General features: G+C 71.6%; 16 protein-coding genes. 12 read left to right on the top strand and 4 right to left on the bottom strand.

All coding sequences use genetic code 11. From position 1 onward, the window contains the following. Positions 1 to 20: 20 nt before the first annotated feature. From zapE to ACFVJQ_RS16540, 9 genes are all read left to right on the top strand, one after another. Positions 21 to 1,118 (top strand): cell division protein ZapE, encoded by a 1,098-nt coding sequence (gene zapE, locus ACFVJQ_RS16580; RefSeq protein WP_385784446.1) that lies wholly within the window; start codon positions 21 to 23, stop codon positions 1,116 to 1,118. Positions 1,119 to 1,301: 183 nt separating this feature from the next. Further along, positions 1,302 to 1,700, top strand: coding sequence for a hypothetical protein (locus ACFVJQ_RS16575; RefSeq protein WP_385784443.1), 399 nt, complete (start codon positions 1,302 to 1,304; stop codon positions 1,698 to 1,700). 76 nt (positions 1,701 to 1,776) lie between these two features. After that, the gene (locus ACFVJQ_RS16570; RefSeq protein WP_385509566.1) at positions 1,777 to 2,358 is read left to right on the top strand and encodes a carbonic anhydrase; all 582 of its coding nucleotides are present in this window, start codon (positions 1,777 to 1,779) and stop codon (positions 2,356 to 2,358) included. Positions 2,359 to 2,366: 8 nt separating this feature from the next. Next, on the top strand, positions 2,367 to 3,857 hold the full coding sequence (locus ACFVJQ_RS16565; RefSeq protein WP_385509565.1) for a SulP family inorganic anion transporter: 1,491 nt from the start codon (positions 2,367 to 2,369) through the stop codon (positions 3,855 to 3,857). Between the two features lie 113 nt (positions 3,858 to 3,970). Further along, entirely contained in the window at positions 3,971 to 4,795 is an 825-nt protein-coding gene (locus ACFVJQ_RS16560) for a slipin family protein (protein WP_385784757.1), read from the top strand. Positions 4,796 to 4,865: 70 nt separating this feature from the next. After that, entirely contained in the window at positions 4,866 to 5,726 is an 861-nt protein-coding gene (locus ACFVJQ_RS16555) for a polysaccharide deacetylase family protein (protein WP_385784439.1), read from the top strand. A gap of 16 nt (positions 5,727 to 5,742) precedes the next feature. After that, positions 5,743 to 6,459, top strand: a complete 717-nt coding sequence (locus tag ACFVJQ_RS16550; protein ID WP_385509781.1) for an aminoacyl-tRNA hydrolase — start codon at positions 5,743 to 5,745, stop codon at positions 6,457 to 6,459. 210 nt (positions 6,460 to 6,669) lie between these two features. Continuing rightward, on the top strand, positions 6,670 to 7,968 hold the full coding sequence (locus tag ACFVJQ_RS16545) for a DUF692 domain-containing protein (RefSeq protein WP_385509563.1): 1,299 nt from the start codon (positions 6,670 to 6,672) through the stop codon (positions 7,966 to 7,968). A 173-nt stretch (positions 7,969 to 8,141) separates the two neighbouring features. Beyond that, on the top strand, positions 8,142 to 9,767 hold the full coding sequence (locus ACFVJQ_RS16540) for an alpha/beta hydrolase (RefSeq protein WP_385784436.1): 1,626 nt from the start codon (positions 8,142 to 8,144) through the stop codon (positions 9,765 to 9,767). Here the strand turns inward: ACFVJQ_RS16540 and hemQ are convergent, their stop codons facing one another. After that, the gene (hemQ, locus tag ACFVJQ_RS16535; RefSeq protein ID WP_385509561.1) at positions 9,768 to 10,499 is read right to left on the bottom strand and encodes a hydrogen peroxide-dependent heme synthase; all 732 of its coding nucleotides are present in this window, start codon (positions 10,497 to 10,499) and stop codon (positions 9,768 to 9,770) included. It lies immediately after the preceding gene. 5 nt (positions 10,500 to 10,504) lie between these two features. Then, positions 10,505 to 11,959 carry a protoporphyrinogen oxidase gene (gene hemG, locus ACFVJQ_RS16530; RefSeq protein WP_385784432.1) on the bottom strand — a complete coding sequence of 485 codons (1,455 nt, stop codon included), beginning with the start codon at positions 11,957 to 11,959 and terminating at the stop codon, positions 10,505 to 10,507. A gap of 160 nt (positions 11,960 to 12,119) precedes the next feature. On the opposite strand from hemG, the gene ACFVJQ_RS16525 reads away from it, so the two are divergent. Further along, positions 12,120 to 13,130, top strand: coding sequence for a DUF4349 domain-containing protein (locus ACFVJQ_RS16525; RefSeq protein WP_385784429.1), 1,011 nt, complete (start codon positions 12,120 to 12,122; stop codon positions 13,128 to 13,130). A 27-nt stretch (positions 13,131 to 13,157) separates the two neighbouring features. Beyond that, positions 13,158 to 14,558 (top strand): FAD-dependent oxidoreductase, encoded by a 1,401-nt coding sequence (locus ACFVJQ_RS16520; RefSeq protein ID WP_385784426.1) that lies wholly within the window; start codon positions 13,158 to 13,160, stop codon positions 14,556 to 14,558. An 87-nt stretch (positions 14,559 to 14,645) separates the two neighbouring features. On the opposite strand, the gene ACFVJQ_RS16515 is transcribed toward ACFVJQ_RS16520, so the two are convergent. Further along, positions 14,646 to 14,966, bottom strand: coding sequence for a hypothetical protein (locus ACFVJQ_RS16515; RefSeq protein WP_129803300.1), 321 nt, complete (start codon positions 14,964 to 14,966; stop codon positions 14,646 to 14,648). Between the two features lie 123 nt (positions 14,967 to 15,089). Between ACFVJQ_RS16515 and ACFVJQ_RS16510 the strand changes: the two genes are divergently transcribed. Beyond that, positions 15,090 to 15,914, top strand: coding sequence for a rhomboid family intramembrane serine protease (locus ACFVJQ_RS16510; protein ID WP_385509557.1), 825 nt, complete (start codon positions 15,090 to 15,092; stop codon positions 15,912 to 15,914). Position 15,915: 1 nt separating this feature from the next. Here the strand turns inward: ACFVJQ_RS16510 and hemE are convergent, their stop codons facing one another. Beyond that, positions 15,916 to 16,983, bottom strand: coding sequence for a uroporphyrinogen decarboxylase (gene hemE, locus ACFVJQ_RS16505; RefSeq protein ID WP_385509556.1), 1,068 nt, complete (start codon positions 16,981 to 16,983; stop codon positions 15,916 to 15,918). Positions 16,984 to 17,191: the final 208 nt, after the last annotated feature.

Here is a 17,191-nt window from a genome sequence, read left to right as displayed (position 1 = left end):
ACCCCTTAGCATGGGTAAGCGTGTCCACCTCTACCGCCGCCGGGCGGAGCCCGATAGCCGAAGCCGGCCCGCTCTCCCTGTGCGCCCGCGAGCCGCATGTCCCCGCGGATCGCCTGGTCGCCGAGATGGTGCCCCCGCCCCGCTTCGACTCGGTGCGCTTCAGCACCTACATCCCGGACCCGAACCAGCCCAGCCAGAGCGAGGCGGTAGGGGTCCTCGAAGGCTTCGCCACCGGCCTCGGCGGAGTGCCCGGCACGGGCAGGCGCGGATTCTTCGGGTTCGGCAGGTCCAGGTCCCCCAAGCCCCCGGCGGGACCGCGCGGTGTCTACCTCGACGGCGGCTACGGCGTCGGCAAGACCCATCTGCTCGCCTCTCTGTGGCACGCCACCCCGGCCGAGCCCGCGCTGAAGGCGTTCGGCACGTTCGTGGAGCTGACCAACCTCGTCGGAGCTCTCGGCTTCCAGCAGACGGTGCGGACGCTGTCCGGCCACCGTCTCCTGTGCATCGACGAGTTCGAGCTCGACGACCCGGGTGACACCGTCCTGGTCTCCACCCTGCTCGGCAAGCTGGTCGACGCGGGCGTCGCGCTCGCCGCCACGTCGAACACCCTGCCGGGCAAGCTCGGCGAGGGCCGCTTCGCCGCGGCCGACTTCCTGCGCGAGATCCAGGGCCTGTCCGCCCACTTCCGCACCCTGCGCATCGACGGCGAGGACTACCGCCACCGCGGCCTGCCTCAGGCTCCGGCCCCGTATTCGGACGAACAGGTGATAAAGGCGGCGTACGCCACGGAGGGCGCCTCGCTCGACGACTTCCCGCACCTGCTGGACCACCTCGCCCGGGTCCACCCCAGCCGTTACGGCGCCCTGACCGACGGCCTGAAGGCGGTGTGCCTGACGGATGTACGGCCGATTCCGGACCAGTCGACGGCGCTGCGGCTCGTCGTCCTCGCGGACCGGCTCTACGACCGGGAGGTTCCGGTCCTGGCCTCGGGACTGCCGTTCGATCAGCTGTTCAGCGAGGACATGCTGAAGGGCGGCTACCGCAAGAAGTACTTCCGCGCGATCTCCCGGCTGACCGCACTGGCCCGGGACGCGAAGCGCCTGGTCGACACCCAGTAGCGGACCAACCCCCCAGATTCAAGGGCTGGATCACGCCAAACCACCCTTGCTTTTGAGGCTCTCTCCGGGTCGAAACGCCGAGTTAACCCTGCAAACAACTTTGCAGGGTTAATGTCTTTCTTGACCAACCGTTGACCAACCGTTGGTACGGACTAGAGACGTGAACAAACCGGAGGGAGGCTCATGTTTCGAGGTGGGACGGCCCGCACGCTGTACTCGGTCCTGGCTGCCCTCCTGCTGACCCTCCCGTTCTTCACGTCCACGGCGTCCTTCGCACATGCGTACACAACCCGTCACGCAGAGGCCGAGGCCCAGCCCGGAACCAACCCCTCCGGCAAGGTGCTGCGCGCCCAGGACGCCGCGTGCCACCACGACACGCAGTTCGGGGACCCGACCGGTCCCCTGCGTATCCGCGACCGCCACCGCGCGGTCGACCCCGCGCCCTGCGCGCCCGAGCGCCCGCTGCCGGCGCGGGATCAGGGGGCCGAATCCGACGCGAGCGTGCGCAGCGCCGCACACGACCATGCGTCGAGACCCTCGACAGCCCACTCTCCGGCGGCACTTCAGGTCTTCCGCTGCTGAGAGCAGAGCAGTCCCCCCACCTCTGTCCTGCCCGCCCGACGCGCCCTGACGGTGCGCCAGGAGGAATCACCACATCATGCAGCCCCTCATCGACAACGCCCGCACGTTCGGACAACGCCCTGAGGAGTTCGCCCGGTTCGCACAGGGCCAGTCCCCCGAGGTCCTGTTCATCACCTGCTCCGATTCCCGGGTCGTACCGGCCCTGATCACGGGCGCCCGCCCCGGCCAGCTGTTCGAGCTGCGCACCGCGGGCAACATCGTTCCCCCCTACCCCTCCGGCCACCCCACCGGTGAAGCGGCCACCATCGAGTACGCCGTGGAGGTGCTCGGCGTCCAGGACGTCGTGGTCTGCGGCCACTCGCACTGCGGTGCCGTCGGCGCGCTGGTGCGCGGCGACGACCTCGATGCCGTACCTGCCGTGCGCGACTGGCTGGCGCACGCCGCCGACGAGCCCAAGTCCGCCGATCCGGCGGACCCGACGGTCGCCGAAGCGGTGCAACAGCATGTGCTGGCCCAGTTGTTGCGCCTGCGCTCCTACCCGTGCGTCGAGCAGCGACTCGCGGACGGCCGACTGCGACTGCGCGGCTGGTACTACGAGGTACACACCGGCACCGTGCGCGAACACCGCACGGCCACCGACGCGTTCGAGGCCCTGTGAATCCCGTCATGACCAATTCCCCTCACAAAAACCCCCAGAAAAGCCCCCACAAATACCCTTATCTCAAGCAGGACTTCGGCGCCTCCATCGTCGTCTTCCTGGTCGCGGTGCCGCTGTGCGTCGGCGTGGCCGTCGCCTCCGGTGTCCCGGCCGAACTCGGCCTGGTCACCGGTATCGTGGGCGGCCTCGTCACCGGGCTCATGCCCGGCAGCAGCCTCCAGGTGTCGGGCCCGGCCGCCGGCCTGACCGTGCTGGTCTTCGAGGCCGTCAGCGAGTTCGGGGTGGCCACGCTCGGTGTGATCGTGCTGATGGCCGGTCTGCTTCAGCTCGCCATGGGCTTTTTGAAGATCGGCCGCTGGTTCCGGGCCATCTCCGTCTCCGTCGTCGAGGGCATGCTGTGCGGCATCGGCCTGGTAATCATCGCCGGCCAGATCTACGCGGCGGCGGGCCTGAAGGCCCCGGAGAGCGGCATCGGCAAGATCGTGGGTCTGCCCCGGGCGTTCGCCGACGCGTTCGGGAACACCGAGGCCCTGGCCTCCCTCGCGATCGGCGCGGGCACCATCGTCGTCATCGTGCTGTGGAAGAAGATGCCGAAGCAGGTGCAGTCCGTGCCCGGCGCCCTCGCGGCGGTGGTCCTGGCCACGGTCGCCACCCTGGCCTTCAGCCTGCCGGTCGCCACCGTCCAGGTGGAGGGTCTGCTCGGCGTCATCCAGCCGCCAGGGGCCGAGGCGTTCGGTGAGCTGGCCAGCCCGGCCATCTGGGGCACGATCGTCGCGTTCGCGCTGATCGCCTCGGCGGAAAGCCTGTTCAGCGCAGCGGCCGTGGACCGGCTGCACGACGGTCCGCGCACCGAGTACAACAAGGAGATGGTCGCCCAGGGCGCGGGCAACACCGTGTGCGGTCTGCTCGGCGCGCTGCCGATGACCGCGGTGATCGTGCGCAGCTCCGCCAACGTGGCCGCGGGCGCGAAGACCAAGGCGTCGCGGGTGCTGCACGGCGTCTGGCTGCTGCTGTTCGCCGCCGCGATGCCGTGGGCCCTGGCGCTGATCCCGGTCCCCGCCCTGGCCGGCATCCTGATCCACGCGGGCTTCAAGCTGATCCCGTTCCGGCAGATCGCGACGCTGTGGCGGAGCCACAAGGGCGAGGCGCTCATCCTCGTCGTCACCGCCGTCGCCATCGTCGCCGTGAACATGTTCGAGGGCGTCCTGATCGGCCTCGCCCTGGCGGTCATCAAGACCGCCTGGGAGGCCTCGCACCTCAAGATGGAGGTCATAGACAAGGGCGCCGGCCCGATCCAGGTCTATCTGTCGGGCAACGCGACGTTCCTCAGGCTGCCGAAAATACTCGACAGCCTGGAGTCACTGCCCCAGGACCGGCCGATCGAGCTGAACCTCTCTGGCCTCCACCACCTGGACCACGCCTGCCGTACGGCGCTGGAGAGCTGGGCCGAGCGGCACAGTGCGTCCGGCACCGAACCGGTCAAGGTCACCTCGCCCTGACCGGGGCCCGCATCGGGTCCGGGACCGACCATGGCCCCGGACCCGATACCGGGCATATCTTTAACAGGAGAAGGCTTTCACTCATTACGCTCCTCCGGGTGAGGGGGGTCGTCATGCTCGACGAACTCCTGGCCGTGGCCGCGACGGTCGGTTCCGCGGGCGCGCTGTATCTCGCCGCAGCGGCGCGGGTGGTCAAGCAGTACGAACGCGGTGTGGTGCTGCGCCTCGGCCGGCTCAGAGGTTCCGTGCGTCCGCCCGGATTCACGTTGATCATCCCGATCGTCGACCGGCTGCACAAAGTCAACCTGCAGATCGTGACGATGCCCGTGCCCGCCCAGGAGGGCATCACCCGGGACAACGTGACCGTGCGTGTGGACGCGGTCGTGTACTTCAGGGTGGTCGACGCGGCCAGCGCGCTCATCAAGGTCGAGGACTACAAGTTCGCGGTCTCCCAGATGGCCCAGACCTCGCTGCGCTCGATCATCGGCAAGAGCGACCTGGACGATCTGCTGTCCAACCGCGAGAAGCTCAACCAGGGCCTGGAGCTGATGATCGACAGTCCGGCCGTGGGCTGGGGCGTGCAGGTCGACCGCGTTGAGATCAAGGACGTGTCGCTGCCCGAGACCATGAAGCGGTCCATGGCCCGGCAGGCAGAGGCCGACCGCGAGCGGCGGGCCCGGGTCATCAACGCGGACGCCGAGCTCCAGGCGTCGAAGAAGCTGGCCGAGGCGGCGCAGCAGATGGCCGACACGCCCTCCGCGCTGCAGCTGCGGCTGCTCCAGACGGTGATGGCAGTCGCCGCCGAGAAGAACTCGACGCTCGTCCTCCCCATCCCGGTGGAGCTGCTGCGCTTCCTGGAGACCCACACGCCGGACCACCACTCCGCAGCACGAGCGGCGGGCGCCACGCACGCGGTTCCGGAGATCGACGACAGCTGAGCGGGTGACATCGAAGGGACACCAAGGACCGAGTGCCCTGTTTATATGCTTTTCTGCTTATGTTCATTCGGTGATCCTTCCCGTACGACGTCTCACCGCCGTCTGCGTACTCGGCGCCGCCCTCGTCGGCTGCGGCGGCACCGAGCGCCCGCAGCCCCGCCCGGCCCGCCCGGGCCCGTCGGCCGCCGACTCCCGTGCGCCCACCCTCGCCCAGGGCCCCGAAGGCCTCACCCCCGTCTTCACCAACGGGCCGCGCACCCAGGGCAGGACGGTCGCGCTCACCTTCGACGCGGACATGACCGCCGACCAGGGTCCCCGCGCGGCCGCGGGCGAACGTTTCGACAACCCCTCGCTGATCGCGACGCTGCGGTCGCTGCAGGTGCCGGCCACCGTGTTCATGACCGGACGCTGGGCGGAGGAGTACCCCGTCCAGGCCCGGAGCATCGGCCGGGACCCCCTCTTCGAGATCGCCAACCACTCCTACAGCCACTACGCCTTCACGCCTGACTGCTACGGGCTGCCGACGGTCGCCGAGGACCGGATGCGGGCGGACGTGGAGCGGGCGTACGCCGCCTTCCGCAGAGCAGGCGTACCGGACGCGAAGCCGTACTTCCGCTTCCCCGGCGGCTGCTACGACCGACGGGCCCTGCGCGCGCTCGGCGGAGCCGGCCTGACCGCGGTGCAGTGGGACGTGGTGAGCGGGGACGCGTTCGCGACGGACGCCGACGCCGTGGCCCGGGACGTGCTGGACGGCGTACGGCCGGGGTCGGTCGTCGTGCTGCACTGCACACGCAGCGCGGCCCCGACGACCGAGCGCGCGGTGCGGGTGATCGTGCCGGAGCTGCGCCGGCAGGGGTACCGGTTCGTGAAGGTGTCCGAGCTGATCGAGGCCGCCCACGCGGCTCAGCCACACACCGATACCGCCCCGTGACCCTGAGGTTGGCAGACTGGACGACGTGACCAGCGAACTGAACGACAGCCCCTTCCGGTCCGAGCCCAGCGCACGCGACACCGCGCCGCAGTTTGTGCTGCCGCTTGTCGTGCGGATCGAGCGAGGGGCGCCACCTGCCCGGACCGACGCCCTGGAGACGGCCGCCCGTGCCGTCCTGGTGATGCTGAGCGACGAGCGGTCGCTGGGTGAGGGCGAGTGGGCGCAGGCGATGCGGGACTGGCAGGACGCCCGGATCCGCAAGGTGGTGCGGCGGGCGCGTGGCGCCGAGTGGCGGCGGGCGGAGGCCTTGCCCGGCATCACGGTCACGGGCAAGGCGGCGGAGGTACGGGTGTTCCCGCCCGTTCCGCTCGACGGCTGGCCCAAGGAGCTGGCGAAGCTCCAGGTCTCCGGCACCGACCTCGACGACCCGGAACCGCCCGTCGAGGCGGACCGGAGCGCGCCGGTGCTGTGGCTGAACCCGGACGTGGAGATGTCGGCTGGCAAGGCCATGGCCCAGGCCGGTCACGGCGCCCAGCTCGCCTGGTGGGAGCTGTCGGACGAGGAGCGCGCGGCCTGGCGGGACGCGGGCTTCCCGCTGGCCGTGCGCACCGCCGACCCGGCCCGTTGGCGCGAACTCACCTCGATCGGGCTGCCGTTGGTCCGCGACGCCGGGTTCACGGAGATCGCTCCCGGTTCCTGCACGGTGGTCGCGGACCATCCGGCGCTGCGCTGAGCGTTCCGTGGCCGGTCGTGAACGTCCGGGGCCTCCCGTCCGTACCTTCTGGTGCCGGCCACGCCAACCTCAAATGTTGCTCTGAACGTGCGCGCCGAAGGGTTCGTGCCCCGAGGCCGGGGCCATACCCCCCTCACGCCGGAACAGCGGGCCGTCGAAGGAGACGACACAGCGGATCCAGGTGGCAGACCGGACGTGAAGGAGGGGGCCATGGAGCGACTGGGGACCGGAATCGGGTGGCGGCCGGAGATCGCGGACGCCGTGGAAGCCATGCCGGGCGTCGACTGGGTCGAGGTCGTCGCCGAGAACGTCTGCCCCGGCCATCTCCCCGACGCGCTGCTGCGGCTGCGTGAGCGCGGGGTGACGGTCGTCCCGCACGGCGTCTCCCTGGGCCTCGGCGGCGCCGAGCGGCCCGACCCCGCACGGCTGACGGCCCTCGCCGAGCGGGCGGAGGCGCTGGGCTCGCCACTGGTGACCGAGCACATCGCGTTCGTCCGGGCCGGCGGCCCGCTGACCGCGTCCCCGCCGCTGGAGGCCGGGCATCTGCTGCCGGTGCCGCGCACCCGGGACGCCCTCGACGTGCTGTGCGAGAACGTGCGCATCGCGCAGGACGCGCTGCCCGTTCCGCTCGCCGTGGAGAACATCGCGGCGCTGATCTCCTGGCCGGGCGAGGAGATGACCGAGGGCCAGTTCCTGTACGAGCTGGCCGACCGCACCGGCGTACGGCTCCTGATCGACGTGGCGAACTTGCACACCAACCACGTCAACCGCGGCGAGGACCCGGCCAAGGCGCTCGCCGAGATCCCGCTGGAGGCCCTCGCCTACGTCCATGTGGCGGGCGGCTTCGAGCGCGAGGGCGTCTGGCACGACAGCCACGCCCACCCGGTCCCGCAGCCGGTCCTGGACATCCTGACCGACCTCGCGTCCCGTGTCTCACCGCCGGGAGTGCTGCTGGAGCGGGACGAGAACTTCCCCGAACCGGCGGAGCTGGAGCGGGAGTTGGTGGCGATTCGGGATGCCCTGGAGGAGGGGCGGGCAAGGGGCGGTGAGCCGGACCGAGCCGCTCTCCCGACGGCCGGGCCGGCCCCCTCGACGCAGGCCTCCGACCCGGCTCGCCAGCGGCTCGGCCTCGCGCAGGCCGCGCTGCTGTCTGCGCTCGTCGCCGGTACGCCCGTGCCGGAGGGGTTCGACCGGGTGCGACTCGGGGTGCAGGCGCGGGCACTGGCCGGGAAGCGGGCGGACGTGGTGGCGAAGGTCGCGCCGGAGCTGCCGGAGATCCTCGGTGACGCCTACCGGCCCACCTTCCTCGCGTACGCCCACCGGCACCCGATGACCGGCGGCTACCGGCGCGACGCACTGCACTTCGCCGAGCAGTTGCTGCTCGGCGAGCGGCCCGAAGACGCCAGCGTGCGGCGGGAGTTGCGGGAGTGGTGGCTGGAGCGGGCGGGTACGACACCTCGTCCGCGCTCCCGCATGGCACGCGCCCGCCGGGTACTGCTCCGCCGCTGACCGGGCCTCCCCCGAACCGAGGCCCACACGTACTCGCCGTGGGCCTCCCGGGCGGACAGGGCCTGGGGGCGTACGGGCGCATTGGCGACGGCACCGGCCGTTCGGTGCTTGCCTTCACCCGCAATAGCCCGAAATATCCCTTTTGTTGCTGCCGCGCTCCGAAGGGATACGCGATGAGAGCTGCCGTCCTCTACACGGCCGCCGGTTCCTTGCTCCTCACCACGCTCGTCGCCGCCCCGGCCGACGGCGCACCCGGCGCCCCGGACATGGCGGCCGAGATGCGCGGCACCGCCGTGGCCGCCGCCCGCGCACAGGCCGAGGGCATCGACTTCGGCAAGTGCCCCGACGCACAGGACCTGCCGGAGACCATGGAGTGCGGCAAGGTCACCGTGCCGCTCGACTACGCGCAGCCCCACGGCAGGCAGATCGAACTCGCCGTCAGCAGAGTGCGGGCCACCCACCGCGACCCGCACAACAGCAAGCGCAAGGTGCCGCGCCAGGGCGCCCTGGTCTACAACCCCGGCGGCCCCGGCGCCTCCGGCTTCCACTTTCCGCTGCTCGGTCGACTCCCCGAGTGGAAGCGCCTCGCGGCCGCGTACGACCTGGTCGGCTACGCCCCGCGCGGCGTCGGCCGCTCCGCACCCCTGTCCTGCCAGGACCCCAAGCACTACTTCAAGGCGCCCTCGCAGGCACCGACGCACCCCTCGGAGTCGTACAAACAGGAGCGCATCGCGGGGGCGAAGGCCTACGCCCGCGGCTGCGCCCAGCGGTCCGGGAGCGCGCTCAGGCATTACCACTCCCTCAACAACGCCCGCGACCTGGACGTCCTGCGCGCGGCGCTCGGCGAGAAGAAGCTGACCTTCGTGGGCGCGTCGTACGGCACCTACTTCGGGGCGCTGTACGCGACGCTGTTCCCCTCCCACGTACGGCGCATGGTGTTCGACGCCGCGGTGAACCCCCACCCGGCGCAGATCTGGTACCGCAACAACCTCGACCAGTCGGCCGCGTTCGAGGGGCGCTGGGCGGACTTGAAGGCGTGGATCGCGGGGCACGACACCGTGTACGGGCTGGGCGCCACCGCGGAGAAGGTGCAGCGCAGCTACGACACCGCACGGGCGCGGCTCGCCGCCGAGCCGGCCGGCGGCAAGGTCGGCCCGGGCCAGTTGCAGAGCATGTTCCTGGAGGCCGGGTACTACGACCACTTCTGGCCGCGCCGCGCCGAGGCGCTGTCGGCCTATCTGAAGGGCGATCCGCGGCCGCTGGTCGACCTGGCCGCGCCCCATGAGGAGAAGGCGGTGGAGGCGGAGAACTCCAGGGCGGTCTACACGGCCGTCGAGTGCAACGACGCGCCCTGGCCGACGGACTGGAAGGTCTGGGACCGGGACAACACCCGGCTCGCCCGCATGGCACCGTTCGAGACCTGGGACAACGCGTGGATGAACCTGCCGTGCGCCTACTGGCCGGCGCCGCGTCAGCAGCCCCTCGATGTGCGGACCGGGCCCGGGGAGCTGCCGCCGACGCTGATCCTCGCCGCCGAGCGGGACGCGGCCACCCCGTACCGCGGCGCCCTCGAACTCCACCGCCGGCTGTCGGGCTCCGTCCTGGTGACCGAACGGGACGCCGGCACGCACGGCATCGCGGGCGGCGCGAACCCCTGCGTCAACGGCCACATGGAGGCGTACCTGCTGCAGGGCCGCCTCCCGTCGGGCCGGGCGGCCTGCGCACCGCACCCGGAACCGAAGCCGACGACACCGGGCGGCCGCACCCCGAAGGCAACGGCCACCCGGCCCACACACTGATCAGGCGAGGCCCGCGACCAGCTCCGTCACGGACTTCCGGCGCCCGGTGAAGAAGGGCACCTCCTCGCGGACGTGCCGCCGGGCCTCCGAGCCGCGCAGGTGGCGCATGAGGTCGACGATGCGGTAAAGCTCGTCGGCCTCGAAGGCGAGGATCCACTCGTAGTCGCCGAGGGAGAACGAGGCGACCGTGTTGGCGCGCACGTCCGGGTAGCCGCGGGCCATCTTGCCGTGGTCCGCGAGCATCCGGCGGCGGTCCTCCTCGGGCAGGAGGTACCAGTCGTAGGAGCGCACGAACGGGTAGACGCTGACGTAGTCGCGGGGCGTCTCGTCGGCAAGGAACGCCGGGATGTGCGAGCGGTTGAACTCGGCGGGGCGGTGCAGCGCCATGTTCGACCAGACCGGCTCCAGGGCGCGGCCCAGCTTCGTACGGCGGAAGAGGTTGTACGCCTCCTGCAGCTGGTCGCTGGTCTCGGCGTGCCACCAGATCATCAGGTCGGCGTCGGCACGCAGCCCGGAGACGTCGTAGGTGCCGCGGACGGTGACGTCCTTGGCGGCGAGCTGGTCGAACAGCTCCTGGACCTCGTCGGCGTAGCCCGCGCGGTCCTCGGGCAGTACGTCCTTCAGCTTGAACACGGACCACAGGGTGTAGCGGATGACCTCGTTGAGGTCCTTGGCCAGCTTGCCCTTGTTCGGGATCCGAGCAGGGCCGGTGGTGGGGGCGTCGTCACTCATGTCCCTTATTCTCCCGCTCCGCCGTGCAGGCTCTGCACCGGGTTCGCGGTGAGCTCCTGCACAGCGCCCATGTCACCGTGGATCTGGTCCACCGCCGCGTACGCGCTCGCGATGCACGCCGGGATGCCCACGCCGTCGTACACCGCGCCGCACACGGCCAGTCCCGGCAGCTTGCCGATGTGCTCCCGGATGCGGGCCACGCGCGCGTGGTGGCCGACGGGGTACTGGGGCAGGCCGTCGGACCACCGGGTGACGCGGGTCTCGACGGGGGTCGCCGCCAGGCCGGTCGCCGCGCGCAGGTCGGTGCGCGAGACCTCCACGAGCCCGGCGTCGTCGCGCTGGAGGATCTCCGTCTCGCCGTACCGCCCGACGGATGTGCGCAGCACGACCAGGTCCGGGTCCTCGTCGGCGATCCAGCCCCACTTCTGCGAGGCGAACGTCGACGCCTTGATGGTCCGCCCGTCGACCGGCGGCACCAGGAACCCACTGCCCTCGGGAAGGTGCGCCTCGGACCTGCGGTAGGCGAGGGTGACCAGAGCCATGGACGCGTACTCGACGGCGACGAGCTCGGCAGCGGCGGCGGGAGCCTCTGCGCGCAGCAGGCCGGCCGCGGCGGGCGCGGGCACGGCGACGATCACGGCGTCGGCATGCAGCACCCGGTCGCCGGCAACGATCCGCCACCCGGCGGCCGGATCCCGGCGCAGCTCCGTCACGGGTGCCCCGGTGACGATCTCGCCCCCGCGGGCGCGCACCGACTCCGCGACGGCGAGGGGCAGACTGCCCACGCCGCCCCGGATGCCCATGAACACCGGCCCGCTCTGCTGGGCCGCGGCCGCCCCGGCCTGGATCTCCCGCACCCCCTCGGTCAGTGAGGTGTGGGTGCAGGCGGCCTGGAAGAGCTGGGGGACGGCCGACCGCATCGAGATGCGGTACGCATCGCCCGCGTACACCCCGCCAAGCAGTGGCTCCACCAGGCGGTCGACGACCTCGCGGCCGAGCCGCGCCGCCACGTACTCCCCCACCGCCACATCGTCGCCGACCTCGGTGCGGGGCAGGTCGGCGTCACGCTCGATGCGGTGCAGGCCCTCGTCGGACAGGACCCCCGAGAGGGCGGACGCGGTGCCGGGCACGCCCATGACCTGCCCCTTGGGCATGGGGCGCAGGGCGCCGCGGGTCCAGAGCGAGGCGGACGCGGTCGCCGGCGGCTGGAGCCGGTCGGTCAGCCCCACCTCGCGGGCGAGGGCCACCGCCTCGGGCCGGCGCGCCAGCATCGACTCGGCGCCCAGGTCGACCCGCACGCCGGCGATCTCGCCGGGCAGCAGCTTCCCGCCGACCCGGTCCGACGCCTCCAGCACGGTCACCCGTGCCCCCCGCGCCAGCAGCCGGTGCGCCGCGGCCAGCCCGGCGATTCCGGCTCCGATGACGACGACATGCCCGGCGTCCGTGCGTGCTCCGTTCATGGCTCCACCTTCTCAGAGGCCACTGACAGTCCCGCCGTGACCCCGTGGCCCCACCGAGTCCCGACCGTGACCGCATCGGGACCGGCCCGGTCAAACGTCCCGCCCTGTCCCGGCGTCGAAGAAGCGTCAGTCGTCACGACCCTCGGGGGGATGCACCCACATGCGCGCACGACGTTCACGACGTTCCGTACGACGGCCCATCCAGGCCCTGGCCGGGATCCTGATCGCCACCGCCCTCGCCCTCACGGGCTGCACCGGCGCGGACGACAGTGGAAGCGACAGCAGTGCCGGCGAGGCCGCGGCCCAGGCCGATTCCAAGGGCGCCCAGGCGGGCGTCAAAGAGGGCGTCCCCGACAGCGGCAACCGTGCCGATTCGGGCCGCGCCACCGCGCCGCCCCAGCTCGGCACGAGCGACATCATCCACACCGCATCCCTGACCGTGCAGGTCAAGGACGTGCCCAAGGCTCTGGACGACGCCCGCGCCACCGCCGAGAACGCCGGCGGCTACGTCGGCAGCGAGACCACCACGCGGGACGAGAAGGGCAACGAGCGCACCCGCGTGGTCCTGCGCGTGCCCGCCGACCGGTACGAGGACGTCCTCACCGACCTGGAAGGCGCCGGCAAGCTCCTCGACCGCACCGCGAAGGCACAGGACGTCACCGACCAGGTCGTCGACGTGGAGAGCCGGATCAGGACGCAGCGCGCCAGCGTCGCCCGGATCCGCGAGCTGATGGACCGGGCGACCAAACTCAGCGACGTGGTGGAGCTGGAGGGCGAACTGAGCGGCCGCCAGGCCGACCTGGAGGCGCTGCTCGCCCAGCAGGCGTCCCTGAAGGACCGTACGAGCCTGGCCACCATCACGCTCTCCCTGTCCGAGACGCCGGTGAAGAAGGCCGCCGAGGGCGACGACGATCCCGGGTTCGTGGACGCGCTGACGGGCGGCTGGGACGCGTTCGTGGCGATGCTGCGCTGGATCGTGGTGGCCGTCGCCGCGGTGCTGCCGTTCGCCGCACTGGCCGCGCTGCTCGTCCTGCTCTGGCTGCGCCTCGTACGGCCCCGGCTGTCGCGCCGCCCGGCCGCGGAGAACGCGATGACGGCGCTGGGTCCGCTGCCCACCGCCCGGCCTGCGCCGGAGAGCGCCGGGGAGGAGCAGCGGGGCGAGCAGGACTGAAAAGCCCGGTCCCCGTAGCGTGTCCGCATGAGCATGAGCCGTGGCAGCAACGGGGCAGAGCGCCTGGTCGTGATCGGCGGTGACGCCGCGGGGATGTCCGCGGCGTCACAGGCCCGCCGGCTGAAGGGCCCGGACGAGCTGGAGATCGTGGCCTTCGAGCGCGGCCACTTCACCTCCTACTCCGCATGCGGCATCCCGTACTGGGTGGGCGGCGAGGTCTCCGACCGGGACGAGCTGATCGCGCGCACTCCGCAGGAGCACCGCGCACGCGGCATCGATCTGCGCCTGCGCACGGAGGTCACGGAGATCGACGTCGAGGAAGGGCGGGTACGCGCGCGTGACGTCGATTCCGGGGCGGAGTCCTGGACGGCGTACGACAAACTCGTGATCGCCACCGGCGCCCGCCCGATCCGCCCCGACCTGCCGGGCATCGACGCCCTCGGCGTCCACGGGGTGCAGACCCTGGACGACGGCCAGGACCTCCTGGACACCCTCACAGGCACGCGGGGCCGGCGTGCGGTCGTCGTCGGCGCGGGCTACATCGGCGTCGAGATGGCGGAGGCGCTCATCAACCGCGGTTTCGAGGTCACGGTCGTCAACCGCGGCAGGGAACCGATGTCCACCCTCGACCCGGACATGGGCCGCCTGGTGCACCGGGCCATGGAGGGCATGGGCATCACCATGGTCAACGACGCCGAGGTCACCAAGCTGCACATGGGCGAGGACGGCCGGATACGGGCCGTGGCCACGGCGGACGCCGAGTACCCGGCGGACGTCGTCGTGCTCGGCATCGGCGTACGCCCGGAAACCGCGCTGGCGAAGGCGGCGGGACTGCCCCTCGGCGAGCACGGAGGGCTGCTCACCGACCTGGCGATGCGGGTACGCGGGCACGAGAACATCTGGGCGGGCGGCGACTGCGTGGAGGTCCTCGACCTCGTCTCCGGCCGCGAACGGCATATAGCGCTCGGCACCCACGCCAACAAGCACGGCCAGATCATCGGGGCGAACGTCGGCGGCGGCTACGCCACGTTTCCCGGCGTGGTGGGCACGGCGGTGAGCAAGGTGTGCGATCTGGAGATCGCCCGTACCGGGCTGCGCGAGAAGGACGCCCGGCGGGCGGGGCTGCAGTTCGAGACGGTGACCATCGAGTCCACCAGCCGCGCCGGGTACTACCCGAGCGCCTCCCCCATGACCGTCAAGATGCTCGCCGAGCGCCGCACCGGGCGGCTTCTCGGCGTGCAGATCGTCGGCCGGGAGGGGGCGGGCAAGCGGGTGGACATCGCGGCGGTGGCGCTGACCGCCGGGATGACGGTGGAGCAGATGACGGCGCTGGATCTGGGGTATGCGCCGCCGTTTTCGCCGGTGTGGGATCCGGTGTTGGTCGCTGCGCGGAAGGCTGCGGGGAGGGTGGTTCGGGGGGCGCCGTAGGGGTGCCGGTGTGTCGCCGGGTGCGGGTAGTGGGGGGCTGGTCGCGCAGTTCCCCGCGTCCCTGAGGGCGTTGCCCCTCTCCGGCGACTACGCCGTGCCGTTGATGCGGTCGATCGCTTGCCGTGCCTGTTCCGCCGGCGGGCGTGACGGTAGCGACGACACGGATGCGGCGGACGGCATGGCCGTCGGCTGAGCCCCCGCCGGCTTCGCGTGCGCGCCCGGGGAGACGGATCGCAGCCGGTGGCTCACCGCCTCGTCCAGTGTCACCGGGCGCTGCAGTTGCTGCGCCAGCCGGCCGGCCTCCTGGCCGAGCCGGGCGACGTCCTCCCAGGGGAGGTGAACCACCAGCGCCATCTGTGCCTCGCCGTCGGGCGTGGCCTGCATCGCAGGAGTAACTCGGTCGTTCATCGCCTGTTCCTCACGTCGTCCCGCGACGCGCCTCGCCGTGCCGCGGCCGGTCGAGAAGACATACGCACACCCGGACGGCCGCGTTCACCGGTTCGGCGGACTTATCGCGGGCACTACTTCCTTGTGGTCATCCCCGTCCATGACGTGAACCCGGCGCGCCGCACGCCCTGGGTGACATACGCGCTGATCGCGGCGAACGTCGCCGTGTTCCTGTCCATGCCCGGCATGGCGGGTTCCGTGGCGGGCGACGGCAGCCTGGCCCAGCTGTGCCATCTCCAGGCCTACCTGGACCAATATGCCGTGGTGCCACGCGAACTGATTCACCATCAGATGCCGCGGCTGGTGCCCACCGGCGACATCGCGGTGGGGCCGCAGGGCCCGGGCTGCGTGGTCGGCCCGCCGGGTTACGACAAGTCGCCGGAACTCAGCGTGCTCACCGCGATGTTCCTGCACGGCAGCTGGCTGCACCTGCTGGGCAACATGCTCTTCCTGCTGATCTTCGGCAACAACATCGAGGACCGCATGGGCCATGTGCGGTTCACGCTCTTCTACGCCGTCTGCGGCTATGCGGCCTCGTACGGCTTCGCGCTCCTCAACGACGACTCGTCCGAACCGCTGATCGGCGCGTCCGGGGCGATCGCCGGGATCCTCGGCGCCTACCTGGTGCTGTACCCGAAGGCCCGGGTGTGGGTCCTGGTGCCGTTCCTGATCTTCCTGCCGCTGCGCCTGCCGGCCTGGCTGGTGCTGGGCTTCTGGTTCGCGCTCCAGGCGGTGTACTCCGCCGGCGAGGGCGTCTCCGACGTGGGCACCGTGGCCTACGCCGCCCACATCGTCGGCTTCCTCGCCGGCATGCTGCTCGCCTGGCCGCTGAAGCCGGGCACGCCACCGCCGCCGGAACCGCGCGGCCTGCTGTTCGGCAGGCGGGCACGGCCCCGGCAGGCGTGGTGAGTCAGCGGGCCGTCCGCGTGTGGACGTACTCCACGAGGCGGGTCAGCGCGTCCGGGTTCGTGGACGGCATGACGCCGTGGCCGAGGTTGAAGACATGTCCCTCCAGCTGCGCCGCCGCCTCCAGGACCTCGCGGGTCTTGGCCTCGACGGCTTCCTGCGGGGCGAACAGAACCGTCGGGTCGAGGTTGCCCTGGAGCGCCTTGCCGGGACCGACCCGGCGGGCGGCCTCGTCCAGCGGGACCCGCCAGTCGACGCCGACGACGTCCGCACCGGCCTCGCCCATCAGGCCCAGCAGCTCGCCGGTGCCGACGCCGAAGTGGATGCGCGGGACGCCGTATTCCTCGACCGCGCGGAAGACCTTCGCCGAGGCGGGCAGGACGGAGCGCCGGTAGTCGGCGGGGGCGAGAGCACCGGCCCAGGAGTCGAAGAGCTGGACCGCGCTCGCGCCCGCCTCGATCTGCACCTTGAGGAACGCGGCGGTGATGTCCGCGAGGCGGTCGAGCAGGTCGGCCCAGAGCTCGGGGTCGCCGTACATCATCGCCTTGGCGTTCTCGTACGTGCGGGACGGGCCGCCCTCCACGAGGTAGCTCGCCAGGGTGAACGGGGCGCCCGCGAAGCCGATGAGGGGCGTCCGACCGAGCTCGGCGGTCAGCATGCCGATCGCCTCCGTGACGTAGGACACGTCCTCGGGGGTCAGATCGCGCAGCTGGGCAAGGTCGGCGCGGGAACGGATCGGGCGCTCGACGACCGGACCGACGCCGGGCTTGATGTCCAGGTCGACGCCGATGGCCTTGAGCGGGACGACGATGTCGCTGAAGTAGATCGCCGCGTCCACGTTGTGCCGCCGCACCGGCTGCAGCGTGATCTCGGTGACCAGCTCGGGCCGCATGCAGGACTCGAGCATCGGGATGCCCTCGCGCACCTTGCGGTACTCGGGCAGCGAGCGCCCGGCCTGCCGCATGAACCACACAGGCGTGTGCGGCACGGCCTCACGCCTGCACGCCTTCAGAAAGGCGGAGTCATACGTCGCTGTCGGCTGCTTGCCCGAGGGGCTTCCGTTCGCACTCACGACGAAAGTCTCGCACGCCGCACTGACAACGGGGGCAGGGGCAGCCGGCCTCAAGGGGCGCGGGGAACTGCACGACCAGCCACACACGGTCCCGCACCCACCGTGCGGCAGGAACCACCCACGACGAGGCGGGGGCCTGGGGGCGGCAGCCCCCGGCGAGGCCGGCACCAACAGGCGGGCGGGGTGTCACCCTGCACTCAGCCCCCGT

The organism is Streptomyces sp. NPDC127197, from assembly GCF_042672405.1.
GTDB classification, from domain to species: Bacteria; Actinomycetota; Actinomycetes; order Streptomycetales; family Streptomycetaceae; genus Streptomyces; species Streptomyces flavusporus.
This window is presented reverse-complemented; position numbering and strand designations above follow the sequence as displayed.